This is a genomic window from Bradyrhizobium sp. NBAIM18, from assembly GCF_020193825.1.
Classification (GTDB): Bacteria; Pseudomonadota; Alphaproteobacteria; order Rhizobiales; family Xanthobacteraceae; genus Bradyrhizobium; species Bradyrhizobium yuanmingense.
Genome location: NZ_JADYVO010000005.1, coordinates 150,034 through 173,787, shown reverse-complemented (window position 1 = coordinate 173,787; position 23,754 = coordinate 150,034). Strand labels below are relative to the sequence as shown.

The window sequence follows — 23,754 nt, the reverse complement described above, 5'->3', positions numbered from 1 at the left end:
TCCCTCCTACCGCGAGCGAAGGACGAAGCCGGAGCCTCGGACATTGTGGATGAGCTGTGTCTCCCCGGAACCGTCCACCTTGTGACGAAGCCGGCCCATATGCACGTCGATCAAGTTGGTGGTCGCCGGAACGAACTTGTAGTTCCAGACCTCCTCGAGCAGCATCGCGCGCGTCAAGAGCTGATCGCTCCGGCGCATCATGTACTCGAGCAAGCGGAATTCGCGCGGCAACAGGTCGAGCCTGCGCTCGCCGCGTCGCGCGGTGCGCTCGATCAGATCGAGCTCGAGGGGCCCGACATGCAGGATGGTTTCGCGGCTGTCGCTCGGACGGCGCAGCAGCGCCTCGATTCGCGCAACCAGTTCGATGAGCGCGAACGGCTTTGTGAGATAGTCGTCCCCGCCCATTCGCAACCCGCGCACCCGGTCATTCACGGCGCCAAGCGCACTCAACACCAGCACGGGCGTCCTCACCTGCTCCTTGCGCAGCACCTCGATGACGGTCAGCCCGTCAACTCCCGGGAGCATGCGATCGACGATCATGGCATCGGGGCTCGACGCACGCGCCCGCGCGAGTCCCTCGACGCCGTTGCCGGCCCACTGCACCTCGAAGCCGCGATCGCCAAGTTCGGCGAGGATCGCCTCGGCGGTTTCAGTGTCGTCCTCAATCAAGAGAATCCGGGTCATGAGCCTCGTACCATAATTCCCACGGCGTCTCGATGCGCGGTTGGGCAGCACGGGTACGGCGTCGGGCCGTGTCATGCTCAGTGCCCGCGTACGTCGGACGCGCGTCGCTGATGCAGCCTGTTGCCGGTCGCCCGCTGCGCTATGAGGTAGCTCTGCCGCGCGCACCGCGCCATTAAATTGCAGTTCATGTTGTCGGCTGTGCGTGCCGCCAACGGCACGAGGACCCGCACCACGCGTGTTACAAATGCAACGATCATCTTCCGCGCTCCGCTGCCAACCGACTGGATCGAACATATGCCGTCAACGCACGTGCTGTCGTCTCAAGGACCACGGATGTTATGCATTCGCACGATCGTGGTTGCGACACCGTAGCGGCTCTCGGGCGATTGAAATGCAGTGAGCAAAACGTGCGTTGGAAACGTGGCCGATCGTTCACACATCGTCGCTGAGCCGGCTTGATCGGCCCGATGTCGTCAGAGGAGAGAGCGAATGACCCCGTCCAAACTATTGTCGATAGGATTGATCGCGGCCGCAATGCTGGGTGGCCCAGTCATGGCGCGCGAGCACCAGCGCGCCGCGCAGCGGCCCGACGTGGCCGCCGATACAGTCGCGGCGACCACGCCGTTCCATTATCCGGGCGAGCGCGCCTGCGTTCCGGCGCCGCGCGTCGGCGCCTTTGCCACCGCGCCGTGGACCGGCAACAACGTACCGTGCGAGCCGGGCACAGGCAGCTAGTACTGATTGGGTGACACGGCCTGCCCTATAGCTTCGCCGCGTTTTGCAATAACGAGGAGCGGACTGCGCTGGTCGGCCCGCTCCTACGCGTGCGTCGCGCCGATCCGCGAGACGCTTTTCGCGAGCGACTTGCCTGATATCTGACATCGAATTCAGTTGGATCGCCTCGTACCGGACCTACCTCTCCCTCATCACTGACCCGGCTATCGGCAACCTCGCGCCGAACATGGCCGGACAGCGCAACAAGAGGAGTCATCCATGAAACGTGCAGTCATGATTCTGGCGACAGCAGCACTCGCCTCGACGCTCGCCATCGGTGCGGCCAATGCACATGGCGGCGTTGGTGGCGGTGGCCACGGCGGTGGTTTTGGCGGTGGCGGCTTTGGCGGCGGACATGCAGGCTTCGGCGCTGGACATGCGGCCTTCAGCGGCGGCGCGCATTTCGGCGGCATGGGCCATGAGGGAGGTTTTGCCGGCGGCGCTCGGTTCGGCGGCGAGCACCTTGGCTTCGGTGGTCATGACGGAGGCCTGCGCCAGCACGCGTTTCACCACTTCCGCCGAGGCGGCTATGGATTCTACGGCGCCTATCCAGATTGCTACGACTGGTACGAGTTGCATCCCGACCTGCCGTTACCGCTGAGCTGCAGCTAACCCCGCACTCAGCAACCATTGGTCTGGAGCAGCGGGGACGCATTGCCGTTCGCGTCGAGGATAGAGTCGATGAAGTGCGTCGTTCTATTCGCGCGTGGCCACGTCAGGCACGTCCTGCGGTAAGCTCGCGAGCATCGCCTCCTTCTTCCGAAGTGCGCTGCCCGCGCTGTGCTTCCGTGCACTTCTGCAAGGCGGCCTAATCGCTGCGGTGCGGTGTGCGCGACCGCAGAATAGCTAAGGCGGAACCTCGCTCATCTCTCGCGGTCAAGGAAGCTGTTGCGTGCTCCCCTGCGCCCGTCCCGACTATAAAGCCTCGACCGGCGCGGAGCTCGACGATCGCACATCGGTCTCTCGATAGCGTTCCACCGCTTCAGACGCCTTGTACTAAATTGGCCCCGACGGTTTTCCTCGAGCAGGTTGTTCATTGCGGGCCGCGCTCGCAGCACCAAGCTCCACAAGACCACGACATCTGGACAGCAAATCGCGGCATCCAACCCAAGATCTAGCGTCATCACCCATTCGACTCGCGGATCTTTGGAATTGACCTAAAACGACTCGCGATCTTTTGGCGACGGACGCGAAATCAATGACTTAGTCGACTCGCATTCGATTGGTCCCGACAGCACTCAGGAATCGCTGAAAACGGTCGCGTACCGAAGGTGCGCGGATTGATTTTCTGATCATTCGACTTGGCGCGCTACGGTTTCTCCGCCGGAATCCGACCATCCGGAATTATTTTCAGATGCTCACCGCGAGCGGTGGTGAAAGCCGTGGTGCTGGGCAACGCCAGGCGTTGTCTCATACGCCCTGTTGGGCCCAAACACGGGAGCCGCGCCGCCAGGGCGTTCCAGGCCCATTCTGCCTGCTGGCGTCAATTCGCAGTCGTTCAACACATCCCGATCGGGATATTGCGCCTGAAACGAATTTGGATCTTGAATCGCCCACAACGGGCACTGGGCGCTTGCAGAGCTTATCGCGCCAATCGACATCATCGCTGCAATAACAAAGGTCCTGAATCCAGTCATGGTCATGCTCCGAACGGCTGTTGTTTTCGTGCGGAGCATTCGCGCTGACTCGAACCGGCTGCTCTGTTGAAATGCGTTTCCTTCGAATTTCTTGGTTGAACATTAGGTGGGTATGCGCTCGGGAGAAACACGTGGGTGAACAATCACGCCTGCGCGAATGGCACATCGGCATGCTCACCATTGCGTGACGCACCCCGGCGACGAAAGACTCCAAACCGTGACGCAACGGCCAGCATGAAGCCGAGTGCGGGGTTTGCAGATTCGCACGAATTCGACGGCCAACCCGCGCGTGATGCCGAGGACGTTACCAGTCTTGCAGGCGTGGCCGATTGCGAGGGCGTGGACCAAGGCTCATCTAACTCCTCATCGTAGATCTATCGGAGAAACTACCATGCGATCGGGTCTCGCTTTGAGCCTCTTGATAATCCTGTGCGCACCCGTCAGCGCCGCGGTGGCAGGCCAAGTCCATCGGCATCAGGTCCATCGGCATCATGCGACAGCGCATTCTCGTGTCTTGACGACTGGGACCGCTGCGGCCTGGGCCTATTCACCGGCACGGCCGGCCCGCCATCAACCGACCCCGCACTATGATGACCAACCAGAACCAGGTCATAATCCGTACGAGGGATGGGGTGGTTAACACCCCTCGCCGCCGCGTCGCCGCCGACTTGGCGCCCTTCGGGCGCGGCGATGTACAGCGAGTTCGCCGCCGACCTCAATCCCGGTTCAGGAGGCGTTCGCCCTCGCTCGCTCGCGGGCTTCGCGGCGGCGCTCGCGGCGCTCGCGCCGCGGCTTGGCCCGGTCCGCTTGTTGCGGCAGCGGGGGAAGCGGAGCAATCTCCAATACCGGCTGGGACGTCTCATTGACGGGGGACGCGAGGCTTGGCTCCCTCGGTGCCGGGCGGGCTTCCATGAACTCCAATATGTCTCGCCCCTTGGACGTCAGTCTCCAGCCACCGCTGATGCGCTCGACCAGCCCCTGTGAAAAGATGTCGAGGTCCGGCACCCGGCTGGCAAGACGCCTCGTCCGGTCCGCCCAATCGCGGCCGCTGGTCGCCAGGATCGCCATGTCGCGCTTGAGGTCTTCCATGACGGCAAAGCCGTCCGGATAGCTCACCAGGATCTTCAAAACCGTAACCTGGAAATTCACGCCCCCGCCCCCCGCTCTGGCTCAATCAGCGCCAGAAGGTTCACTCCCGCGAAAACGCACACCGTACTTTGCTTCGGTGCCTTCGCGATTCAAAAATGTTAAGTTCGAGAAAGAAGTGCGCACCGGAGAGCGGGGCTGCAGCCCGCGTCGGGCGAACCTAAAGCTTCCGATACGTCACATGCGCCGTCGCGAACGGAATGCCCGCGCGCCCGGCGGATCCGCGCACGATGCAGGCACGGTCATCGATCGCATAGAACCAATCGTCGAAGTTCAGCTTGAACGACTTTCCATCGCCTTGGGGCGTGTCGCGCGTGTACTTCCAATGGAATGCACAACCGGCCTGCTCGCCCGTGGCTTCACCCTCCAGTCGATTTTCGTGGCCGATGTATTGACCTTCGCTCAGCTTGTGGATCGTCCAGCGCAACGTGTCGCTATGGCCGTCATCAAAGGTGTAGGTTTCAGTCAGAACGACAGTGTCGGTGTCCGCGTCCAATTCGCCATGCGCCGTGATCGTCGCCCGCTTCAACAGCCCGCCGACGAGACTCTCGACCACCGCCCATCCTTCGAAGCGACCAACGAAGAACTGCTCAGGGAGAAACACCGGCGTGGTGCCAGCGAACGCATCAATGACCATGGCTTTTCCTCCGAAACCGACGACGACATAAGCCGCCTCTCAGCACCTGGTTCCTCGTGAGGAAATCTGTCGGCTATTGCGACAGCAAGCCGGTCCGAGATTTGCGCGTCGGTTAGGCGCCAGCGCCCGCCGATTTGACGCCATCGATCATGAGCCGGCGCAGCCAGACCGCGCCGGGATCGTCGTGACTTCGTTCGTGCCAGAGCAGGCGATAGCCGTAGGGCGTCACCTGCGCCGGCGGTTTCAGCATCACGAGGCCGAGCCGCGGAGCGAGCTGCCGGGCGGGCCGCGAGGGCATGGTCACCAGGTAATCCGACGCTGCCGTGATCACCGCGGCGGTTGCGAAATAGGGAACGCGCAGCGCGACGTGCCGCTTGTAGCCGCGCTCGGCTAATGCCGTGTCGATCGGCCCACCCTGGCCGCCGAAAATGCTGACCACGATGTGCGGCCAGGCCGTGAACAGCTTGATCGGCAGCACGTCCCTCGCCCCGCGCATCTCCTTGAGCAAAGGATGCCCTTGCCGGATCAGCGTCACGAAACTTTCGCGGAACAGCTCGCGCGCCCGAAGCGAGCCGGCTACCGGATTATCGGCATACAGGACGAAATCGACCTGCCCGTCGGCGAGCATACGGAACACATCGCGCGAGAAGCTGACGATTTCGATCGCCGCACCGGGTGCCTCGCGCGCAAAGCGGGCGGCGACGTTGGGCAGGATGGCGAGCGCGCCATAATCGGTGGTCGCGATGCGAAAGACGCGGTCGGTGGCGGCAGGATCGAATTTCGGCTTGTGGAGAAATGTCTCGACGCCGCCGAGCAGGTTCGCCAGCGGCTCGCGCATCGCCTCGGCGCGGAGCGTCGGCATCATGCCGCTTGCCGCCTTCACCATCAGCCGGTCCCCGAACAGGCGCCGCAGCTTTGCCAGCGCACGGCTGATCGCGGGTTGACTGCTGCCGAGCCGCTCGGCGGCGCGCGTGACGCTGCCGGTCTCGAGCAGCGCATGCAACACCACCAGCAGATTGAGGTCGACTTTGGCCAAATCCATTGAACGCATAATGCAATTTCTATCATGACATTTGTGGATGAGGCCAGACCGGCGTACACAGCCGTCCAGCGCCGCTATGCCGGAGGAGCCGTCATGCCATCACAACTGAACATCAGCCGCCGCCTCCTGCTCGCCGGCAGCGCGGCCGGAGCGGTGACACCCCTGCTGGGGATGCCGGCGGCGATCGCGCAAGCGCCGGCGCCTAAGACCAATTCCGGCCACTACAGTTTCCGGATCGGCGATATCAAGGCAACCGTCGTCAGCGACGGCACGCTGAGCGGCAATCCGCGCATCTACGCCTCTACCGCGCAGGCGGAGGAACTCGGCAGGACGTTGAGCGATGCGTTCCTGCCGACCGACACTTTCAGGCTCAACCTGAACACGCTTCTGCTGGAAAACGGTGACAGGAGAATCCTGATCGAGGCAGGTGCCGCGCAAACACTCGGCCCCGATGGCGGACATCTGTTCCGCAATCTAGCGGCGATCGGCGTGCAGCCCGAACACGTCGACGCCATCGTCATCACGCATACCCATCCCGATCACGTCGGCAATCTCAGCCGCTCCGACGGATCGAGCGCCTTTCCGAAGGCGACCGTCTATATTCCCGAAGATGATTTTGCGTTCTTCATACGTAACGAGCCGGACCTGTCGCGCCTGCCCATGCCGGAAGACTTCCGGCGCGCCTTCATCGCCAATATCAAGCGCAGCGTGGCGCCGGTCGCCAAGTCTGCCGTGCTGTACCGCCCGGGCAGCGAAGTGTTGCCGGGCCTCACGACGATCGCGGCCGGCGGCCACACGCCGGGCATGTCGGCGATCCTGGTGCATTCCGGCGCGCAAGCATTGCTGATCACGTCCGATGCCGCCTATAGCCCTCTGCTCAACATCGACAATGCCTGGCGGCCCGGCCCCGATCTCGATCCTGACTCCGCCTTGCAGTCGCGCACGCGCTTGTTCGACCGCGCCGCGACGGACCGCATCCCCGTGCTCGGGTTTCATTTTCCGTTTCCGGGCATCGGCAACATCAGGAAAACGGACGGCGGCTATCGCTGGGTGGCGGCGAACTGGCGGTTCGACGGCTGAGCAAGCCCGACAGTACGAAGGCCATCATCCGGGATGACACGCGCGCACAATTTGATCTTCGCCGCATGCAGACGCGTTGTTCTATCCAGCCCCGGCGATTTCCAAGATGAATCGCCCGCAGCGCTCGACGATCAGGTCCTTGTCGTTGTCGAGCGTGGCGACATGATAGGAATTGTCGAGCCAGAGCAGGCGCACGTCGCTGGAGCTGATTTCCTGCGCTATGCGCTTGCCATTGGCCGCGGGCACGACGTGGTCCTCTCGGGAATGAATGGCGAGCGTGGGACAGCTGACCTTGCGCAACAGGCTTTCGGTCGCGGCAATCAGGACGTGGATCTGCCGGAGGCAGGCGACCGGCACCTCCTGATAGGCCAGCTCCTTGACGCCGGCGGCCTTGATGTCCGATCCGATTCCCGGAACGCGCTTCGGCGCCGCGCCGTCCGAGACGAGTTCGGCCATCGCACCATCGAAGATTCCGACTGCGCCGTTGATCGGCACGGCGCCTGCAACGATGTTCGGAAATCGTGCGGCGAGGTTGAGTGTCAGCGTGCCTCCCATGGACAGGCCGGTGACGAAGACCTTGTTGCCCTGGCCTGCCAGCTCGTGAAGCGCCTGCTCCGCCGACGCGAGCCAATCGAGATAGCCGGTCGTTTCCATGTCGTCCGGCGAGGTGCCGTGGCCCCGCAGGCGCGGGCCGCTCACGGTGAAGCCGAAGCGCCGGTGAAGCTCTTCGCCGAGATACCGCATGCTTTGCGTCGTTCCCGTGAAGCCGTGGAGCACGAGGACCGCAGGCCCCTTGCCCTGCATGAAGAAAGGTTCGGCTCCAGCCATCACTTCGGTCATGTCATCTCTCCCTGTTGTCATCGCGGCTGCGGCCGCATCCGTTCGCGTCTTGGCGGGTTGTCCAGCTCAGACTCGTCAGCAGGTTGAAGCCGAATGTCAACATCAAGGCGGCCACGGTCGGGCCGAGCCCCCTTTCCCAGGTCTATTGCATATGGTGCTTTGCGCAAGCTGGGCGCGCGCCTCGTCCTTCGAGACGCCCGCCTCCGGCGGGCCCTCAGGATGAGGCTAAGCGGCATCGGAGCTCACGGAAACTGGCGCAACGCATTCGGGTCCTCATCCTGAGGGCCCGCCAACGGCGGGCGTCTCGAAGGATGGCTACAGGCGATATCGTTCCCCTATGCGATTGCCCTTCCCCTTTCCGGAGCCGAAGGTCACGCCGCCGGCGTGGACGGTGCTAGCGGACCCGCTCGAACGTGATGCGGATCTTGGTGCCATCGGGGCGTTGAAAATTCTCGGTCATGGTGTCGCCGTCGACCACGAGACGCAATTCGTTCCGCGTCCGGACGCTGCCGATCCAGTTCGGGAAGGTACAGCCTTCGACCTTGTTGCCGCTGAACTCGCCGTTCTCATCCACCGTGTAGGTACCGAAAAAGCCGATGCTGCCGGCCATGGCGGCGCGGTTTTCCGCATCCGTGCCCTCGCCACGCGCGCTGGAGGCAAAGCGCGGGACGTCCGAATCGGTCAGCACCTCGATGAAGTGCATGTCCGGCGTGAAGGTCAGCAGGCCGTTCGGCCGCGCGCCATAGGCCGGCAGGTTCTTGCCCTCGGGATCGATCTGGGCGGAGACCATTCTCCAGGTGCCGAGCACCTTGTTCGGCGGCGCTGCATTCGCCGGAGCACTCATCAGGGAGGCTCCCAGGGCGATCAGCATCAGAATTCGACGCGTCATGTTGCAGTCCTCTGCTTCGTCTTGCCCCGCGGCCGTCTCGTCAACGTCATCGCGGGCTGCGGGGTTTCGCGTCGCCTTCGGCAAATTCCCTCAAGGCAACGCTGACGGCGCCAAACCGCGTTTGGGCGCGAAGCGAGATCGGGACGTGCAGGTCGAGTGCGGCGGCCCGGCCGTAGGTGACCTCGATCTGCCCCGGGTCCGCGTCCGCCGCGCTTGCGTTTGCGCCTCCGCCGATCATCCCGGCTAGCGGCTTCAGCACGACGCGGCAGGTCGTGGTCGGCCCGGAGAACCCTTTCCGGTCGGTGGACCCCGTCGCCTGCCGCTCGAGCCGGACATCATAGCGCCGCAAGCCGTCGAGGATCGACACGGTGCGATCGCAGGCATCGATCTGCGTCTTGTCCGCGCCGCGCCCCGGGGCGATGAGCAGTGCGCTCAGGGGGTCGGCAACTGCGTTCAGGTGCTTTGGTTCGATCGCGGGCTGATCCGACGTCAGCTCGAGCGGGGGCTCGATCGTCATCGTCTTGACGACGCCCTCGCTCATGCCGAGGCTGACCTTCTGCCTGCGTCGACCGTTGCGATGATCGAGGTCAAACACTGCGGGAAGCAGGCGCCCGTCCTTATAGGCGCCGTTGGACGTCGCCACGCCGGACGCATCGCTGAGCAGCCTGGTTGCACCGGCGCTCTGATAGGTGACGCGCGCGGTGTAGACGGTGCCGCGAACCGCCAGGTCGAGCGTCGCGTTCGCGAGCGGCAGGCCGATGAGCGTGACGTCATAGGAGGCGCGGATGTCGCCATCCGCGGCCGCCGGGCCCGCGATGACGAGCACGACCCAGCAGGCGCCGAGCCCGGATAGCGCAAGGCGCATCATGCCTGCACGGCGCCTGCCTTGGTGCGGGGCGACTCCGTCGCGAAGCGTGCGCCGGTCAGTCTTGCCGAGGCGTCCCACAGACGAGACGCCACCGCGTCGTCATCGGCTTGCGGCGGCACGCCCGCCACGGAGGGCGAGCCGCGCGTTTCACCGAACTTGTCCGGACCGTAATAGCCGCCCTGCACGATGTCCGGCGAGGTCGCCGCGAACAGCGTCGGCAGCGCGCCTTGCGCCGCCGGCTGAAACAGGAACCAGAGCGCGCTGCGCGCCAGGCCGGACAGGCTCATTCTGCCGGCACCATTCGGAATGAGGTCGGTCCGCGATATGCCGGGATGGGCCGCAACGCTGGTGATGCCCCAGCCGAACGTCCGGCTTCGCCGCTGCAGTTCGAACGCAAACATCAGGTTCGCAAGCTTGGACTGGCTGTAGATCGGCATCGGCTGGTAGCGACGCTCAGCCTGCAGATTGTCGAACTCGATCGCTCCGCCGCGCGCCGCTAGGCTGGACACGGTGACGACACGGGGCTCCACGCCCTTCCGCAGTAGCGGCAGAAGCTCGGCCGTCAGCGCGAAATGGCCGAGGTGGTTGGTGCCGAACTGCAATTCGAACCCGTCGGCTGTCACTTGCCGGGCGGGAGGCGTCATGACCGCGGCATTGTTGACGAGCAGGTCGAGGCTGTCCCGCTCGGCGCGCAGGCGGGAGCCAAAGGCCCGCACCGAATGAATGTCCGCGAGGTCGAGCCGCTCGAACCGGACATTCGCGTCCGGCTGACGGGATTGGATCCGTGCGACGGCCGCTGCTCCCTTTGCGGCATCGCGACCGGCAATGATCACTTCGCCGCCTGCACGCGCCAACGCCAGCGCATCCTGATAACCCAGGCCACCCGTGCCCGTGACGACGGCGCAACGCCCCCGCTGTGACGGAATATCGCTCGCACTCCAACCGGACATCGGGCCACCTCCCACGACACATCATCATGTCCTGCCCATTAGATTACACTGAGTGTAATTTTCAAGCGTCGTTTCGGCTTGGCGTGTTGACCTTCTCGTGAACGGCGCCGGCGCGGCGTCCTTGCTTGAACGGCCAGAGCGACGCTCTCAGGATGCCGCGCAGCCGAACAAGCGAGAGTGCGGCCAACGACCGCAGCTTCGCCAGCATCCCGGCGCGGATGATGGTCAGCGCGGGAAGCAGCGCGAGCAGAAGGCTGAGGCCGATCCAGCGCAGGAGGCGACCGGCCAGAAAGGCCTGGATCGTCGGGGTCCACTCGTCCACCACGAGATTGACGGTTGCCGCGAATGCCGTCTTCGCACCGAGACAGAGGACGCTGTTCGAAACGGCGTTCGCCAGATCGAAGCAGGGCTGATAAGAGATGGCGCACAGCAGGATGAGAACGCCGATATTGCCGAGATACGGCGACCGCACGGCCCTGACCGCACGGGCGAGGGCCCGAGCGACAAATCGACGCTGGTCTGGTTCGCCGGTCGAGGCCTGCGCCGCGCGATCGAGGCGCTGCTCGGCGACATGACCATTTCGCACGTCACGGATCACCCGGGGCGCGGTCGGCAAGCCTCGGTGCGGCCTACCAAGTGCTCGGCGGGGCCGGTGCGTCGCGCTCTCGCCGCGGCCTGAGGCAGCGTAACCGCCCGGGCTGCGGCGAAGAAGCTCGATATGGCCGGAGCTGCGCATGGGCCGGTCCTTCCCGGCCGCGTGCAGCGAGCCGGGCTCGGCACCGCGGGAATCGCAATACGAGGCGTCGGCATCCCGGTCGCTTGCCGGGCCGTCCCTGTCTGCAGCCATCTTGATCCAGTTCGCTGTTTCGAACGTCTCGAGCTCGGCCGAGCCTTGCCGGCCGGCCTCGCATGCGGTAATTTCGCACTTGATGCGGAATTTTATCGCACTGAGTGTAATTTTGAATGAGGCGGTTGTGTGTCGAAACAGGACGCAGACGACGCATCACCCAAAAGCGAAGGACTGAGGCAGCAGAAGCGCCGCGAAACGTTGCGGCGGATCACCGAGACCGGCCTGAGGCTCTTCCTTCGAAACGGCTATGAGGCGACGACGCTCGATGCCATCGCCGAGGCAGCGGGAATTTCGCGCCGGACCTTCTTCTACTATTTCAAGTCGAAGGAAGACATCATCCTGGCCTGGCAAGAAGGTTTCGCCGAAGCGATACGGCGCGCCGTTCTGGAGCAGTCAACCAAGCAGACGCCGCTCGAGGCGGTCAAGAATGCGCTGGTCGAGCTCACGGCGTCCTACGAGGACCTTCGGGCCCGCAAGCAGATGATGGAGATCGACCGCTTCATCCGAGCCAACGAGACGCTTCGCGCCCGGGAGGCCACCAAATACGCGCAGCAGGAGCAGGCGGTCTTCGACGCGCTCAGCGCGATGTGGCCGCAGCCCAAGCGGCAAACGGCGCTCCGCATGGTCGCGATGGTCTCGATCGGAGCCTTTCGTCTTGCGATCGACAGTTGGAGCCAGGACGAGGGAAGGCGCCCCTTTGCCGCTTATTTGCGTGACCGTTTCGCCAACATGAAAGCGGAAGCCTGAATATCCAGGGCTTGCTGGCTGGGCGGCATTCTCGCAAAGGCCATCGCGGTCGCCCTCACCCCTCCACCCGGTACAGCCGCCACCTTTCCGGCACGCCCTTGAGCCGGTGCTGGCCATGATCCCTCAGGCTGATCGCGGACTGCGCCGTCATCAGCTCCTTGACGGCGCTCGACACCAGCACCTCACCCGCGCGTGCTTTCGCCGCCACGCGGGTGCAGATGTGGAAGGCGAGGCCGACCATCTCGCCGCCGCTGATGGTGTATTCGCCGGTGTGCAGGCCCACGCGGATCTCGAGGCCGAGCGTGCGCACGGCTTTCTGGACCGCGGTGGCGCAGGCGATGCCGGCGGCGGGCTTCTTGAAGGTTGCCAGCACGCCGTCGCCAGTGGTCACGACCTCCTTGCCGCCGCACGTCTTCAGCTCCTTGCGCACCGCCGCGTAGTAATGGCCCATGACCTTGGTCCAGCGCGCATCGCCGAGCTTGGCCGCCTTCGCGGTGGAGCCGACGATGTCGACGATCAGGATGGTGGCGAGCGCCTGCTTGAGCTCGGCCCCGCGTGCGGCCGACGGCCGCCGGTTCGCGATCGTGCCGGTCAGCGGCTCATAGCGATGGCTGCGGCGCCGCGCGATCGCGGCTTTGGTGTAGTCCTGCGCGCGCTGCGCACTGCCGCAACGAATGATCTTCTCCTGCGGCAGGCGCGACCAATAGACCTTGCGCGCGGCACCGGTGCCATGCACTTCGACCGCGCCCCATTTCAGGAAGACCGCCGCGCCGACCCGCCTGACGCACCACGCCTTCGAGGTGTATCCGGAGACGTTGGACTGATGGACACCGATGCGGAGGAATTTGGGCATGAAGGCGCGGCCGGAGACCGTTTGGGCGTAGCTTCGGCAAGGCTAGTCGGACAATCCGGCCTTGGCAACCGGACCTCTGGCCTGCTGACTCCGGCAAGACAAGCTCATCCGGGAGCGATGTCCAGATCGATGTGCTATCCTCCTATGGGGCGGCAGAAGAAAACCCGGAGAGAATTCATGGCAACGAGTGTCAAGCAAATGCTGGAAGCTGCGAACGCGGCGGTCCCGAAGATCACCTCGGAGCAGGCGGCCGAGATGATCAACAAGGGCAACACGCTGGTCGTGGACGTTCGCGATGCGCCGGAAGTCGCCGCCAGCGGCAAGATCGCCGGCGCCGTGAATGTCTCGCGCGGGATGCTGGAGTTTCGCGCCGACCCGGAGTCGCCCTATCACGACAAGGCGTTCGACAAGAGCAAGACCGTCATCCTCTATTGTGCATCCGGCGGCAGGTCGGCGCTAGCCGGCAAGCTCTTGAAGGATATGGGTTACGAGAACGTCTACAACGTCGGCGGCTTCAAGGACTGGACGGGCTCGGTCGAGAAGTAGCGAGATCAGCAGCGCGGTTCCGTTGACTGCGCTGCGAACTCCGATTGGCACTTTCTGCGGCAAGGCGCGTTGCGGTGTTGTCGAGGAGGCGCACATGACCAAGACCAAAGCTGCCCACGCGCAAGACGCAAAGATTCCGACGCAAGCAGCGCTCAATCCCGGTGACGAAGCCCCGCCTGGAACCAAGGGCACCGGCGACGACGTCTGTCCCGATTGTCACGGAAAGGGACGCATCGACGGCGCGCCTTGCGCCACCTGCGGCGGGAGCGGCACCATCACGCGGGCGGTCGGCGGCGCCTGACGCCGCTTGGTCCAGCGGCTTCATCCTCAAAGCAACGATCGGCCCTTCACGTGTGTTTTCCCCTACTGGAGACAGTGAGGCGCACCATGAACAAGACGACCGGACTGACACCCGACGACTTCCCGATCGAAGCCGACAAGGACAAGCTGAAGACACACAAGGGCGAGCCGGTGGCCTCGGCCGAGACCGAGCAGATCGCGGACGAGATCGCCGACCGGCTGAACGAGCACGCCCACCAGGAAGAGCAGGATCGCTGGTCGGCGTAGTTCAGCGGCCCTGCCATCGAATTTGGAACGACCACGCGTTCCCGCGCATTGGCCCTTCGCCGGCGTCTCACCATTCCGGCAAATGGCGGCCTCGGCTCAAGCCCCGCCCCCGGATGCCGGGCCGAGGCCGCCTAGAGCGCGATGCGATTAGGATGAACCATCATCGCGCTCCAGGTTATTGTTTGCGCATGATCTTTTCGGAAAACCGCTGCGCACTTTGCGCTGCGCGGCCCTCCGGGTCCGGATCATGCACAGGCCGAGCACAGGAGCGGACATGAAAGCACTCGTCATAGCAGGGCTCATCGCGGCGCTCGCCTCGTCTCCTTCCGCCTTCGCGCAAAGCGGCGCGGGGCCGTCGAGGACGGGCTCCGGCATCAATTCGACCGGCACCGGCGGCACGACCGGCGCGGGCGCCTCCAGCCTCAATACGTCGTCGGACGCCAACAGCGGCGGCGCCAGTGCACCGGCCAAGTCGTCAACGATGAGGCCGGGCGACAACGATCCGGCCAGGCAGACCCAGGGCGGCCAGCAGGCCCTGCCGAACGCTCCCGGAACTAACCGGAAATAGCGCGAGCCGGATAGGCATACAGCTCGATCGGGGCGTTGAAGCCGCGCACCTCGTGCCGGCCGACATGCTCCAATGCGAACTCCTTTTCGACAAGCTCGGCGAAATCGCGTGACAGCAGCACGTTCCTGCCGAGCGTCTTGGTCAGCGCCTCCAGGCGGGAGGCCATGTTGACGGCCGGGCCGATCACCGTGAAATCCAGCCGCTGGGCCGATCCGATATTGCCGTACATGACATCGCCGACGTGGACGCCGATGCCGTAATTCAGCGGCGCGCGACCGGTCGCGCTGTTCCGATCGTTGAGCGCGGCCATGGCTCCCCTCGCCTCGGCCACCGCGTGCAGAAGATTGGCGCAGGCGTTCGGCTGATGAAGCGGGAAGATGGCGAGCAGCCCGTCGCCGATGAATTTCAGGATCTCGCCGCCGTGCCGCGCGATCGGCTCCGACATCGCGTCGAAATAGTCGTTGAGCAGGTCGATGACGTCGTCGCGCGGCCAATTGTCTGATATCTTGGTGAAGTCCCTGAGGTCGCAGATCATGATCGCGGCGCGCACCGTCGTGCCGGTGCCGCGCCTGGTGGCGCCGGCCAGGATCAGCTCGCCGGCATGGGAGCCGACATAGGTCTCGAGCAGCGTGCGCGCCAGGCGATTCTTGATGCGGATCTCGCTGACCAGCGCCAGCACCGGCAACAGCTTCTTCAGGCCGGCGATGTGGACATCCTCGAAACCGCCGGGACGATCAGTGGCAAATGTGACGACGTGGCCCTTGCCGAGCGTGTGCAGCAGCGGCCAGGCCACATAATCGGTCATGCCCAGCGACCGCATGTCGTCATAGAGGGCATGCTTGCGACCGAGCGAGGAATCCTGCTCGAGCTTTTCGCGGACCTCGTCGGCACCGTCATGGATCTCGTTGGCGGAGCTGCCGATATATTCGGACCGCTCGCGAACGTCATAGTCGGCCAGCGTGATCTCCGCCTCGCGCTTGCCGTCGGACCACATCATGCGGGCGCCCAGCCATTGCGGATGATGGATCATCACGTGAAGGGTCGACCGCTTGAGCGGGATGCCTGCCTGCTGCAGGCGGATGCACATCTGCGCGAAGATGTCGTCGATGAAGCGCTCGTCGCGCGTGCCGTTGGTCAGCCAGTCGATGACGCCGTCGGCCTGCGTGGGGGCGTATGTGTCTGGCGCATTCATATTCTGCCCCTCGAGCTGGCATCTTTAGCGAAGCAGATATCGTGTGCCGGCCGGGCGGCGTCAACCTGGCCAGTTGCATGGATTGTGCGCATCGGTCCGAGGTTCTAGACCAGAAGCCGGATCGACCCCAGCACCGCCAGACCCGCGACGAGCGCAAGCTGCGACGGCTCCGCCAGCTCGAGCTTCAGCGTGCCGGTGCGGGGAATCGCAAATTCCTCATTGTCGAGGCGGATGCGGCATTCGCCCCGCGGGGCGTAGACCAGATGCGTGCCGGCGGCAAGGTGCCGGTGATCACCGGGCTGCTTCAACGCGAGGAGATCGATCTCGGCCGCACCGCGCCGCGCCATGAGGTTCACGACCTCGACGGGACCGGCCTCGAGCTCGGTCACGATCTCGAGCTCGCCGGTGAAACGCACCGTCGTAAAGGGTTCACGTTCGTCGAATTCCTGCGTCGGCGACTTCAGCACCAGCCCGCGCCCCTCGACGACCATCTGCAAGCGGTCGATGCCGGGCATGTGGGAGAACGGACCGGACGCCACGATCGGCGTCGACGCAAAGCGCCAGAGCAGGCTGTCCCAGTCCTTCCGCGGCGCATCGGCCTGATGCGCATCCGCGATGTCGGTGAAGACGCCGCCGCCGTTCTTCCACGGCGAGCGGGTGTAGTTTTCAGGATTGAGCAATGTGGTCTTCATGTCTCGAACTCATCCGGGAAAGTCAGGAATGTAACCGAGTTTGTAGCCTGGATGAAGCGCAGCGCAATCCGGGTTAGCTCGCGCCGTGAAGCACCGGCCCCGGATTACGCTCCGCTCCATCCGGGCTACAGGTCCGCGGATGATGTCGCTACTTCGAGGCCAATGCCGCCACAGGCCGCCAGCTGACGTCGGGCGCAGCTGCAGCGAGCCGACGGCAGCGGTCACGCATCAGCTCGGCCGGGCGATCGTCGCCGCGCTGCTTCAGCACCGCCTCGAAATCGGCCAGCGCATCGGCAAAGCGGCGGGCGCGATAGGCGGCGAGGCCGCGCTCGTAGTCGGCGATCCAGCCGATGCTGCCCACCGCCATCTCGTTCGCCATCCCGATCAGCTCGTGAACGGAGAGTCCCTCCTCGCGTCCGTAGACCGCGATGCTGTCGACCTCGCGCGTGACGACAGTGCCGCGCGCCAGACGTTCGGTCGCCGCGCCGACCAGGATCTGCGTGCCGTAAGATTTGTTGGCGCCTTCGAGCCGGCTCGCGACATTCACGGCATCGCCGATCACGGTGTAGTTCAGCCGCAGCTCCGAACCGATATTGCCGACCAGCATGCGGCCGGAATTGATGCCGATGCGGATCTGGAGCGGCTGACCGAGATCGTCGACGAGGCCCGACTCGTCGATCGCTTTGCGGCAGGCGAGCGCGGCACGGCAGCATCGCGCGGCGTGATCGCCTTGCGGCTGCGGCGCGCCCCAGAACGCCATCACGGCATCGCCGATGAACTTGTCGATGGTGCCGCCATTGGCGACGATGATCTCGGAGGTGAGGTCGAGATAGCGCGACAGCAGCGGCACGACGCGATCGCCGAGCCGCTCCGACAATCCGGTGAAGCCGGCGATGTCGATGAACATCACGCTGAGCTCCTGGACGCTGCCGCCGGGCTTCGCCTCGACGCCCTGGCGCAGCAGGCCGCGGACGAGATCGGCCGGGATGAACTTGCGGAATGCGGACAGGCCGGATGCCATCTCCGCGATCGCACCCGACAGGCTTGCGATCTCCTTGAGCCGCGACGGATGGCGACGGACCTGCTCCAGCGCGAAGGCTTCGACATGGCGCAGCTCGCCGACGACGCGCGACAGCGGCGCGGCGATGACGGACCGCGCCAGCATTGCCGAGGCCAGCGCCGCGAGCACGGCGCCGACGGCGAGACCGAGGATCAGGCGGTGCAATGTCGTCTCTACCGGCCCGAGAAATTCGGCTTCGGGAATCACGGTCGCGAGCGACCAGCCGGGAAACGGCAGCGGCGTCAGCGCAACCTCATAGGCCGCGCCGCCCGAGGTGAGCCGGCTTCGCCAGGCCTCCTTGCGGCCGGCTTCCCCGGCTTGGTCGAGCGCTGCGCGCGCCAGCGGCAGCAGCGCCGTGTCGCCACGCGCCGGATGGAGCTCGTCGGCGTCCTTGTCCGGCGCTGCGACGAGCTCGCCGCTGCCGTCGACGATGAAGGCGGTGCCCGTGCGCCCGACCTCCAGCTGCGACAGGAAGCGCGCAAGCCTGGTGTATTCGATGATGACGGCAAGCACGCCTTGCCGCTCCTGGTAGACGTCGATCGGGCCGGCGAAGGCGATCGACGGCCGCTCGCCGGTCGCGTGTTTCATGACCCTGAACCATTGCGGATCGTCCGCGCCGAGGCCGGCCTTGAACCAGGCCTGATCGGCGACGCGGAAATCGGTCGGCTCGAAGCGGCGGTTGGCGAACTCGATGTCGCCGGGCACCACGTCGTATTCGTCGACGCGGCGCTCGCCCGGATGATCCGTCAGCGAGATCTCCATCATCTCCAGGCGCCGGTCGCCGAGCTTGTGCGCGGCAAAAAAGGAGCCGTCGGGCCAGCCGAACGCGACCCAGGAAATCGTCGCCTGCGATTGCAATTGCGAGAGGAAGACGAATTCGCGCTTGTCGGCCTCGCGGGTATCGAGCACGTTCTGGAGGAACAGCGTGCGGATCGCGGTGTGCGCGGCCCGCGCCTCGTCGACGATGGCCGAGACCTCCTTGCGCACCGCCGCGACGATCTGCTCGTTGATGGTCGAGGCGAGCTGCCGGCTGGCCGCCTCCGCCGTGCGCCACCACAGCAGGCTGGAGAGCGCCGCGGTCAGCAGGATCGCGGCGAGGACCAGCGCGGAGACCGCAAGGCGGATGCTGACCGTCATCCTTGCGATCGCGCGAAGCTGGCGTCCGGGATCGACGTTCATGGTTTTATCCGCCTTTGGGTGGGCGCGACTCCTGTCATCGCTCTACGCAGATTTCCTACCGTCCGTTACCTCTGCCAAGTTTGGTCGGACGCATCCAATGCTCTCGCTCTAACGTGTCGATAGCGCCAAGGCATTGGATTTGGGCACCCACTTGCCCGCTAATCCCGTCCAAGCGCACCGCCCGTGCGCCCGATCCAATCGATCTCACGGTTTCGTGAGCAGCCCGCCGTAACACGGGCGGCGCGCGGAGCGAAGGAGAGCATGCGCGCTCGCCTGCCGGGCGACACCATTCGAACAGGAGAACCTCGATGTCTGCCAAACATACCGTCACCTCCCTCGTCCTCGCCGGTGCGGTGTCGACCGCGCTCGCGACCCTTGCCTCCGCCGCCCCCCTGAGCAAGGCCGAAGCCGATGCCGCCGTAGCCGCCAAGAAAGAGAAGTGCTTCGGCGTCGCACTGAAAGGCCAGAACGATTGCGCGGCGGGACCGGGCACGACCTGCCAGGGCACCTCGACCGTGGACTACCAGGGTAATGCCTGGAAATTCGTCAAGGGCGGCACCTGCACCAGCATCGAGCTGCCGGGCGGCAAGAAGGGTTCGCTGAAGCCGGTGTAACAGCCGGCGCAACGGCAAGCGCGAACGGAGCAGCACAATGAGCACAATCAGGCCGGCCCCGCCAGCAGCGCTGCCGCTCCGCTTCGCAATGCCGATCGGCGGCGTTGCCGGGACGAGCTTCAAGCCCGAGCACCTCCCGGCAATCCTCGAGGCAAAGGATCGGCGCGGCTTCTTCGAGGTCCACGCCGAGAACTACATGGGCGCCGGAGGGCCGCCGCATCGCGCGCTGGAGGCGATCCGCCGCGATCATCCGCTCTCGCTGCACGGCGTCTGCATGTCGATCGGCGGGCCCCGGCCGCTCGACAAGGCGCATCTGTCGCGCTTCCGCGGCCTGGTCGCGCGCTATCAGCCGGCGCTGGTCTCCGAGCATCTCGCCTGGTCGACGCACGAGACCAGCTTCTTCAACGATCTGTTGCCGTTGCCCTATACGGCAGCGACGCTGGCCTGCGTCTGCGATCACATCGACCAGGTGCAGGAGGCGATCCGGCGGCCGCTGCTGTTGGAAAACCCGTCGACCTATCTCGCCTTCCGCGAATCCTCCATGCACGAGACCGAATTCATCCGCGCCGTTGCGGAGCGCACCGGCTGCGGCCTGCTGCTCGACGTCAACAACGTGTTCGTCTCCGCGGCCAACCATGGATATTCTGCGCTCGACTACCTCGCTGATTTCCCGCTGTCGCGCGTCGAGGAAATTCATCTCGCCGGGCATGCCGAGCAGGCCGACGACGAAGGTGACCTGCTGTTGATCGACAGCCACGACGGCCCGGTCACTGACGCCGTCTGGAAGCTCTACGAGATCGTGATCCGGCGCCGCGGGCCGGTGCCGACGCTGATCGAATGGGACAGCAAGATTCCGGACTGGCCGGTCCTGCAAGCGGAAGCCGCTGCCGCCCAGGCGATCCTCGACCGCCATCAGTCCGCCGTGCCGGCAGGAGAGCGTCATGCCGCCTGAACCAGGTTTGTGCTTTGCCGCATCGTTCGCGCCGGCGCTGCTGGATCCGGCGCGCAGCACGCCTGAGCTCGTGACCGGCCCGAACGGCAAGGCCGCTGGCCGGCGCTACGACGTCCACCGCAACAACGTCACGGTGAGCCTGATCGACGCGCTCGCCGCGATCTATCCGGCGGTGCAGCGCATCACCGGCGTCGACTTCTTCCGCGCGATGGCGCGCTTGCATGTGCGCAGCAATCCGCCGACATCGCCGCTGCTGTTCGAATACGGCCGCGATTTCCCGGAGTTCATCGAAGCTTACGAGCATGCGCAAGATATGCCCTGGCTCGCCGACGTCGCGCGTCTCGAGCGGGCCTGGCTCGATGCCTATCACGCCGCCGACGCCGTCCCGCTGTCGCCGGCCCGGCTCTCGGCGGTGACACCCGACCGCCTGGCTGATCTGGTTTTCATTCCACACCCGGCCGCGCGATGCCTGCGTTCGGACTATGCCGCCGTGACGATCTTTGCGGCCAACCGCGACGACGCACCGGTCATGCGCATCGATGCCTCGACGCCGGAAGATGCTCTGATCACGCGAGGCGAATTCGACGTCGCCGTGCGCCGCCTTCCACCCGGCGGAGCGGTCTTCGCGCACCATCTCATGTCGGGCCGGCCGCTCGGCGAAGCCGCGGCGGCGGCACTGGAGGCGGCAAGCGAATTCGACATTGCCGCGAACATTGTCGGGCTGATCGAAGCCGGCGCCTTCACCTCGCTCTGTTGCGGAGACCCATCATGATCACGGAGCAGCCCATGACGCCCGCCAGCGGCCTGCCGTCGCTCGGAGCAATCGTCGACAGAGCCAATCATCTGGTGCAGGCGCTCGCGATGCCATCGCTGGTCCAGCTGGTGCTGCGCCTCGCGCTGGCCGTGCCGTTCTGGCGCTCGGGCCTGCTCAAATGGAGCGGCTTCCTCGAGCTCAACGACACCGCGGTGACGCTGTTCAGCGACGAATTCATGCTGCATCTGCCCGGCGGGCCCTATCACTTTCCGGCCCCGACGGTGATGGCCTTTCTCTCGGGCTCCGGCGAGATCATGTTCCCGATCCTGCTGGTGCTGGGACTGGGCACGCGGTTCGCCGCGCTCGGGCTGCTGTTCATGACCGTGATCGTCGAGCTCACGGTGCCCGACGGCTGGCCGATTCACCTCGCTTGGGCGGCGATGGCGCTTGCCCTCATGGCTTACGGGCCGGGGCACATCTCGCTCGATCATCTCGTTTGTCGGGCGCGATCGGCCAAACGATAGGATGTCGTCTACATCCCGCTCAGGCCGCTATCGACTGCGAGGGTCTGTGCGGTGACGTAGACGCTTTCGTCCGAGAGGAAGAACAGCACGGCATAGGCAATCTCCCAGGCTGTCGCCTGGCGGCCGAACGGGATGTGGCTCTTGCCGCGGGAGGGACGGCCGGCGCCGGCTTCGCGGCCGTTGGGGGTGTCGACGAGTCCGGGATAGACGAGATTGGCGCGGATGCCGCGGCGGGCTCCGAGATGGGCGATGTTGCGCATCAGACCGCCGAGCGCGGCTTTCGAGGAATCGTACACCGCCATCTGCGAGCCCGCCTTCAGCGCGGCGATGGAGGAGATGAAGACGATGGCGCCGCCATCGTCGAATTTCGGCAAGCCGGCGCGGCAGCACAGCATGGGGCCGCGGACATTGACGTCGTAGATCTTGTTCCACTCCTCGGGGCTGACGGCATCGAGCCCGACCTTGCCGAATGTGCCGACGTTCAGCACCATGCCGTCGAGCCCGCCCATGGCGCGGCGCGCCTCGTCGATCATGCGGACGACGTCGACCTCCGAGGTGACGTCGGCCGCGATGGCAAAACCCTCGCCGCCTTCATCCGTGATGCGCTTCACCGTCTGTTCGGCGGAGCTGCGGTTGAGATCGGCGACCGCGACCTTGGCGCCCTCGCGGGCGCACAGGATGCTCATGGCACGGCCGTTGCCGATTGGATCGCTCGCTGCGTCGAACACGCGTTGGCCGCCGCCGACGATCAGGATGCGGCGCCCTTTGAGGCGCCCCCTGCCCGGCGCTTCTCCGGATGATTCCGCGCTCGGCGGACGAATGTAACGCTCCGGCTTGCTCTCGGTGTCCGCCATCTCAGCCGCCTGGCTTCTTGCCGCCGTCATAGACCTTCATGCCAGCGGCGGGATCGAGATCGGTTTCCGTTGCTTCGGTCAGGCGCGCCATCATCATGTAAAAGCCGAGCGCGACGATGGCTTCGACGATTTCCTGGTCGCTGAAATGTTTTCGCACGGCCGCGAAGATGGTCTCGGGGACACGGACGTTCTCGACCACTTCGCGGCCGAACTTCAGCAGCGCGCGCTCGGCCTCGCTCAGGCCGGCGGCGTCGTAGTCACTACGCTCGATGGCGTCGATCTGGTCCTGCGTGCAGCCGACGCCGAGCGCGATCGGCACGTGCTGGCGCCACTCGTAGGCGCCGCCTTCGAGCTGGGCGGACTGGAGGATCAGAAGCTCGCGGTTGACCGCGCTGAGCTTCTGCTTGTGCAGGATGGAATTGCCGAGCCGCATCGCCGGGATCATGTTGGCCTCGGCATGGGCCATCATGCGGAAGATGTTGAGCTTGACCGGCATGCGGTCGAACGAGGCGCGGATGTCGCCGCTCGTCGTCTCCGGATCAATCAGGGGCAGCCTTGCCACGCGTTTCTCCTTGGGCTTTCGTTTCTTGTTGTCGGCGTCACCGCCTGCCGCGATCAGCGACAGGAAGAAGGCGAGATAGCGGTCGATCGCCTCGATCACCTTCGGCCGCGGCGACGGCACCGCGCCCATCACGTAATGCTCGAGGCGGATGTAGATCAGACCGGCGGCGAACAGCCGCGCGGTCTCGCGCGGGTCGGGCGTCGAGATCAGGCCGGCGAGCGCGAAGCCGCGAAAATAGTCCGTCATCAGCCTCTGCTCGCGCGCGTAGAATTGATCGGCGAACTTGGCGCGGATGCCGGGCACGCGGTTGCGCTCGGCGGTGATGACCTTCTGGAACTGGTGCTCGCGCGGATCGGACCATTGCTCGACGAGGTCGAGCGCGAACTGCCGGCAGAACTCCGCCGGCTGCCGCGCCAGCTGCTTGTAGCGCGGCTCCTCCAACCGGCTCGCCGAGCTGGCCGGGCCATGCTCGCTGACGATCGCCTCGAGGATCGCCGCCTTGCCGGGGAAATGGTTGTAGAGGCTGCTCTCGCGAATGCCGACGCGGCGCGCGAGCTCGCGCATCGAGGCGCCGCCATAGCCGCTCTGCGCGAACAGATTGAGCGCTTCGGTGAGGATGCGCTCGCGCGTCGTGGGCGCAGCCGCTTCAGCCGCGCTGGAGGTGTCGACAGCCATGCTGCTTGACTAACGAAC

Annotated in this window: 27 protein-coding genes and 1 pseudogene; 12 read left to right on the top strand and 16 right to left on the bottom strand. The window is 65.2% G+C overall.

Annotated features, from left to right (window positions below; all coding sequences use genetic code 11):
* Nucleotides 1-6 precede the first annotated feature (6 nt).
* A complete protein-coding gene (locus I6F17_RS13875; protein ID WP_036026703.1) occupies nt 7-684 on the bottom strand; it encodes a response regulator transcription factor in 678 nt (225 codons plus the stop codon).
* Between the two features lie 489 nt (nt 685-1,173).
* Here I6F17_RS13875 and I6F17_RS13870 point away from each other — a divergent pair, with 489 nt between their 5' ends.
* Together I6F17_RS13870 and I6F17_RS13865 are read left to right on the top strand one after the other, a co-directional pair.
* On the top strand, nt 1,174-1,419 hold the full coding sequence (locus tag I6F17_RS13870) for a hypothetical protein (protein ID WP_225124497.1): 246 nt from the start codon (nt 1,174-1,176) through the stop codon (nt 1,417-1,419).
* Nucleotides 1,420-1,677: 258 nt separating this feature from the next.
* Nucleotides 1,678-2,070, top strand: coding sequence for a hypothetical protein (locus I6F17_RS13865; RefSeq protein WP_225124496.1), 393 nt, complete (start codon nt 1,678-1,680; stop codon nt 2,068-2,070).
* 1,751 nt (nt 2,071-3,821) lie between these two features.
* Here the strand turns inward: I6F17_RS13865 and I6F17_RS13860 are convergent.
* The 3 genes from I6F17_RS13860 to I6F17_RS13850 all read right to left on the bottom strand — a co-directional run bounded on the left by I6F17_RS13860 (nt 3,822) and on the right by I6F17_RS13850 (nt 5,920).
* Nucleotides 3,822-4,244 carry a hypothetical protein gene (locus I6F17_RS13860; protein WP_225124495.1) on the bottom strand — a complete coding sequence of 141 codons (423 nt, stop codon included), beginning with the start codon at nt 4,242-4,244 and terminating at the stop codon, nt 3,822-3,824.
* 157 nt (nt 4,245-4,401) lie between these two features.
* Nucleotides 4,402-4,878 (bottom strand): DUF3833 family protein, encoded by a 477-nt coding sequence (locus I6F17_RS13855; protein ID WP_036035841.1) that lies wholly within the window; start codon nt 4,876-4,878, stop codon nt 4,402-4,404.
* A gap of 112 nt (nt 4,879-4,990) precedes the next feature.
* Entirely contained in the window at nt 4,991-5,920 is a 930-nt protein-coding gene (locus I6F17_RS13850; RefSeq protein WP_225124494.1) for a LysR family transcriptional regulator, read from the bottom strand.
* A gap of 93 nt (nt 5,921-6,013) precedes the next feature.
* Between I6F17_RS13850 and I6F17_RS13845 the strand changes: the two genes are divergently transcribed.
* Nucleotides 6,014-7,000, top strand: coding sequence for an MBL fold metallo-hydrolase (locus I6F17_RS13845; RefSeq protein ID WP_225124493.1), 987 nt, complete (start codon nt 6,014-6,016; stop codon nt 6,998-7,000).
* Nucleotides 7,001-7,081: 81 nt separating this feature from the next.
* Here the strand turns inward: I6F17_RS13845 and I6F17_RS13840 are convergent, their stop codons facing one another.
* From I6F17_RS13840 to I6F17_RS13820, 5 genes are all read right to left on the bottom strand, one after another.
* The gene (locus I6F17_RS13840) at nt 7,082-7,840 is read right to left on the bottom strand and encodes an alpha/beta fold hydrolase (RefSeq protein ID WP_225124492.1); all 759 of its coding nucleotides are present in this window, start codon (nt 7,838-7,840) and stop codon (nt 7,082-7,084) included.
* Between the two features lie 394 nt (nt 7,841-8,234).
* Nucleotides 8,235-8,729, bottom strand: a complete 495-nt coding sequence (locus I6F17_RS13835) for a lipocalin-like domain-containing protein (RefSeq protein ID WP_225124491.1) — start codon at nt 8,727-8,729, stop codon at nt 8,235-8,237.
* Between the two features lie 46 nt (nt 8,730-8,775).
* Complete coding sequence (locus I6F17_RS13830) at nt 8,776-9,597, bottom strand: DUF3108 domain-containing protein (protein WP_225124490.1); 822 nt, start codon at nt 9,595-9,597, stop codon at nt 8,776-8,778.
* Nucleotides 9,594-10,547, bottom strand: a complete 954-nt coding sequence (locus tag I6F17_RS13825) for an oxidoreductase (RefSeq protein ID WP_225124489.1) — start codon at nt 10,545-10,547, stop codon at nt 9,594-9,596. The genes I6F17_RS13830 and I6F17_RS13825 overlap by 4 nt, the downstream gene beginning before the upstream one ends.
* Before the next feature lie 61 nt (nt 10,548-10,608).
* Nucleotides 10,609-11,163, bottom strand: coding sequence for a hypothetical protein (locus I6F17_RS13820; protein ID WP_225190429.1), 555 nt, complete (start codon nt 11,161-11,163; stop codon nt 10,609-10,611).
* Nucleotides 11,164-11,523: 360 nt separating this feature from the next.
* On the opposite strand from I6F17_RS13820, the gene I6F17_RS13815 reads away from it, so the two are divergent.
* Nucleotides 11,524-12,144 carry a TetR/AcrR family transcriptional regulator gene (locus I6F17_RS13815; protein ID WP_225124487.1) on the top strand — a complete coding sequence of 207 codons (621 nt, stop codon included), beginning with the start codon at nt 11,524-11,526 and terminating at the stop codon, nt 12,142-12,144.
* Nucleotides 12,145-12,199: 55 nt separating this feature from the next.
* On the opposite strand, the gene I6F17_RS13810 is transcribed toward I6F17_RS13815, so the two are convergent.
* On the bottom strand, nt 12,200-12,997 hold the full coding sequence (locus I6F17_RS13810; RefSeq protein WP_225124486.1) for an adenylate/guanylate cyclase domain-containing protein: 798 nt from the start codon (nt 12,995-12,997) through the stop codon (nt 12,200-12,202).
* 177 nt (nt 12,998-13,174) lie between these two features.
* Between I6F17_RS13810 and I6F17_RS13805 the strand changes: the two genes are divergently transcribed.
* The 4 genes from I6F17_RS13805 (at nt 13,175) to I6F17_RS13790 (ending at nt 14,678) form a co-directional block, all read left to right on the top strand.
* Complete coding sequence (locus I6F17_RS13805; RefSeq protein WP_036035853.1) at nt 13,175-13,543, top strand: rhodanese-like domain-containing protein; 369 nt, start codon at nt 13,175-13,177, stop codon at nt 13,541-13,543.
* Nucleotides 13,544-13,637: 94 nt separating this feature from the next.
* Nucleotides 13,638-13,844, top strand: a complete 207-nt coding sequence (locus I6F17_RS13800; protein WP_050991724.1) for a hypothetical protein — start codon at nt 13,638-13,640, stop codon at nt 13,842-13,844.
* A gap of 86 nt (nt 13,845-13,930) precedes the next feature.
* Entirely contained in the window at nt 13,931-14,110 is a 180-nt protein-coding gene (locus I6F17_RS13795; protein ID WP_036035855.1) for a hypothetical protein, read from the top strand.
* A 274-nt stretch (nt 14,111-14,384) separates the two neighbouring features.
* Nucleotides 14,385-14,678, top strand: a complete 294-nt coding sequence (locus I6F17_RS13790) for a hypothetical protein (protein ID WP_081493685.1) — start codon at nt 14,385-14,387, stop codon at nt 14,676-14,678.
* Here I6F17_RS13790 and I6F17_RS13785 read toward each other — a convergent pair.
* The 3 genes from I6F17_RS13785 to I6F17_RS13775 form a co-directional block, all read right to left on the bottom strand.
* On the bottom strand, nt 14,665-15,870 hold the full coding sequence (locus I6F17_RS13785; RefSeq protein ID WP_225124485.1) for an adenylate/guanylate cyclase domain-containing protein: 1,206 nt from the start codon (nt 15,868-15,870) through the stop codon (nt 14,665-14,667). The genes I6F17_RS13790 and I6F17_RS13785 overlap by 14 nt on opposite strands.
* A gap of 104 nt (nt 15,871-15,974) precedes the next feature.
* Nucleotides 15,975-16,562, bottom strand: coding sequence for a HutD family protein (locus I6F17_RS13780; protein WP_225124484.1), 588 nt, complete (start codon nt 16,560-16,562; stop codon nt 15,975-15,977).
* Nucleotides 16,563-16,710: 148 nt separating this feature from the next.
* Entirely contained in the window at nt 16,711-18,801 is a 2,091-nt protein-coding gene (locus tag I6F17_RS13775) for an adenylate/guanylate cyclase domain-containing protein (protein WP_225124483.1), read from the bottom strand.
* Nucleotides 18,802-19,109: 308 nt separating this feature from the next.
* Between I6F17_RS13775 and I6F17_RS13770 the strand changes: the two genes are divergently transcribed.
* Genes I6F17_RS13770 through I6F17_RS13755 form a run of 4 tightly spaced genes read left to right on the top strand, consistent with a single transcriptional unit; the run spans nt 19,110 to nt 21,645 of the window.
* Nucleotides 19,110-19,415, top strand: coding sequence for a DUF2282 domain-containing protein (locus I6F17_RS13770; RefSeq protein ID WP_036035872.1), 306 nt, complete (start codon nt 19,110-19,112; stop codon nt 19,413-19,415).
* A gap of 37 nt (nt 19,416-19,452) precedes the next feature.
* A complete protein-coding gene (locus I6F17_RS13765; protein ID WP_225124482.1) occupies nt 19,453-20,367 on the top strand; it encodes a DUF692 domain-containing protein in 915 nt (304 codons plus the stop codon).
* Nucleotides 20,357-21,139 carry a DNA-binding domain-containing protein gene (locus I6F17_RS13760; RefSeq protein ID WP_225124481.1) on the top strand — a complete coding sequence of 261 codons (783 nt, stop codon included), beginning with the start codon at nt 20,357-20,359 and terminating at the stop codon, nt 21,137-21,139. The genes I6F17_RS13765 and I6F17_RS13760 overlap by 11 nt, the downstream gene beginning before the upstream one ends.
* Nucleotides 21,136-21,645, top strand: a complete 510-nt coding sequence (locus I6F17_RS13755) for a DoxX family protein (RefSeq protein ID WP_225124480.1) — start codon at nt 21,136-21,138, stop codon at nt 21,643-21,645. Before I6F17_RS13760 ends, I6F17_RS13755 begins: the two co-directional genes overlap by 4 nt.
* 8 nt (nt 21,646-21,653) lie before the next feature.
* Here I6F17_RS13755 and I6F17_RS13750 read toward each other — a convergent pair whose 3' ends face one another.
* The 3 genes and pseudogenes from I6F17_RS13750 to I6F17_RS13740 all read right to left on the bottom strand — a co-directional run.
* Nucleotides 21,654-22,499, bottom strand: a complete 846-nt coding sequence (locus tag I6F17_RS13750) for an SDR family oxidoreductase (RefSeq protein WP_225124479.1) — start codon at nt 22,497-22,499, stop codon at nt 21,654-21,656.
* A 1-nt stretch (nt 22,500) separates the two neighbouring features.
* Nucleotides 22,501-23,061 carry a carboxymuconolactone decarboxylase family protein gene (locus tag I6F17_RS13745; RefSeq protein ID WP_225124593.1) on the bottom strand — a complete coding sequence of 187 codons (561 nt, stop codon included), beginning with the start codon at nt 23,059-23,061 and terminating at the stop codon, nt 22,501-22,503.
* Nucleotides 23,062-23,181: 120 nt separating this feature from the next.
* Nucleotides 23,182-23,625: pseudogene (locus I6F17_RS13740) on the bottom strand (TetR/AcrR family transcriptional regulator); the annotation flags it as partial.
* Between the last annotated feature and the right edge of the window lie 129 nt (nt 23,626-23,754).

What these genes read in the sequence shown, in the direction of transcription:
- I6F17_RS13780 (WP_225124484.1), bottom strand. Translation starts at nt 16,562, where the DNA reads ATGAAGACCACATTGCTCAATCCTGAAAACTACACCCGCTCGCCGTGG.
- I6F17_RS13875 (WP_036026703.1), bottom strand. Translation starts at nt 684, where the DNA reads ATGACCCGGATTCTCTTGATTGAGGACGACACTGAAACCGCCGAGGCG.
- I6F17_RS13805 (WP_036035853.1), top strand. Translation starts at nt 13,175, where the DNA reads ATGGCAACGAGTGTCAAGCAAATGCTGGAAGCTGCGAACGCGGCGGTC.
- I6F17_RS13760 (WP_225124481.1), top strand. Translation starts at nt 20,357, where the DNA reads ATGCCGCCTGAACCAGGTTTGTGCTTTGCCGCATCGTTCGCGCCGGCG.
- I6F17_RS13770 (WP_036035872.1), top strand. Translation starts at nt 19,110, where the DNA reads ATGTCTGCCAAACATACCGTCACCTCCCTCGTCCTCGCCGGTGCGGTG.
- I6F17_RS13795 (WP_036035855.1), top strand. Translation starts at nt 13,931, where the DNA reads ATGAACAAGACGACCGGACTGACACCCGACGACTTCCCGATCGAAGCC.
- I6F17_RS13800 (WP_050991724.1), top strand. Translation starts at nt 13,638, where the DNA reads ATGACCAAGACCAAAGCTGCCCACGCGCAAGACGCAAAGATTCCGACG.
- I6F17_RS13765 (WP_225124482.1), top strand. Translation starts at nt 19,453, where the DNA reads ATGAGCACAATCAGGCCGGCCCCGCCAGCAGCGCTGCCGCTCCGCTTC.
- I6F17_RS13845 (WP_225124493.1), top strand. Translation starts at nt 6,014, where the DNA reads ATGCCATCACAACTGAACATCAGCCGCCGCCTCCTGCTCGCCGGCAGC.
- I6F17_RS13835 (WP_225124491.1), bottom strand. Translation starts at nt 8,729, where the DNA reads ATGACGCGTCGAATTCTGATGCTGATCGCCCTGGGAGCCTCCCTGATG.
- I6F17_RS13790 (WP_081493685.1), top strand. Translation starts at nt 14,385, where the DNA reads ATGAAAGCACTCGTCATAGCAGGGCTCATCGCGGCGCTCGCCTCGTCT.
- I6F17_RS13775 (WP_225124483.1), bottom strand. Translation starts at nt 18,801, where the DNA reads ATGAACGTCGATCCCGGACGCCAGCTTCGCGCGATCGCAAGGATGACG.
- I6F17_RS13755 (WP_225124480.1), top strand. Translation starts at nt 21,136, where the DNA reads ATGATCACGGAGCAGCCCATGACGCCCGCCAGCGGCCTGCCGTCGCTC.
- I6F17_RS13855 (WP_036035841.1), bottom strand. Translation starts at nt 4,878, where the DNA reads ATGGTCATTGATGCGTTCGCTGGCACCACGCCGGTGTTTCTCCCTGAG.
- I6F17_RS13840 (WP_225124492.1), bottom strand. Translation starts at nt 7,840, where the DNA reads ATGACCGAAGTGATGGCTGGAGCCGAACCTTTCTTCATGCAGGGCAAG.
- I6F17_RS13750 (WP_225124479.1), bottom strand. Translation starts at nt 22,499, where the DNA reads ATGGCGGACACCGAGAGCAAGCCGGAGCGTTACATTCGTCCGCCGAGC.
- I6F17_RS13785 (WP_225124485.1), bottom strand. Translation starts at nt 15,870, where the DNA reads ATGAATGCGCCAGACACATACGCCCCCACGCAGGCCGACGGCGTCATC.
- I6F17_RS13830 (WP_225124490.1), bottom strand. Translation starts at nt 9,597, where the DNA reads ATGATGCGCCTTGCGCTATCCGGGCTCGGCGCCTGCTGGGTCGTGCTC.
- I6F17_RS13865 (WP_225124496.1), top strand. Translation starts at nt 1,678, where the DNA reads ATGAAACGTGCAGTCATGATTCTGGCGACAGCAGCACTCGCCTCGACG.
- I6F17_RS13825 (WP_225124489.1), bottom strand. Translation starts at nt 10,547, where the DNA reads ATGTCCGGTTGGAGTGCGAGCGATATTCCGTCACAGCGGGGGCGTTGC.
- I6F17_RS13850 (WP_225124494.1), bottom strand. Translation starts at nt 5,920, where the DNA reads ATGGATTTGGCCAAAGTCGACCTCAATCTGCTGGTGGTGTTGCATGCG.
- I6F17_RS13810 (WP_225124486.1), bottom strand. Translation starts at nt 12,997, where the DNA reads ATGCCCAAATTCCTCCGCATCGGTGTCCATCAGTCCAACGTCTCCGGA.
- I6F17_RS13870 (WP_225124497.1), top strand. Translation starts at nt 1,174, where the DNA reads ATGACCCCGTCCAAACTATTGTCGATAGGATTGATCGCGGCCGCAATG.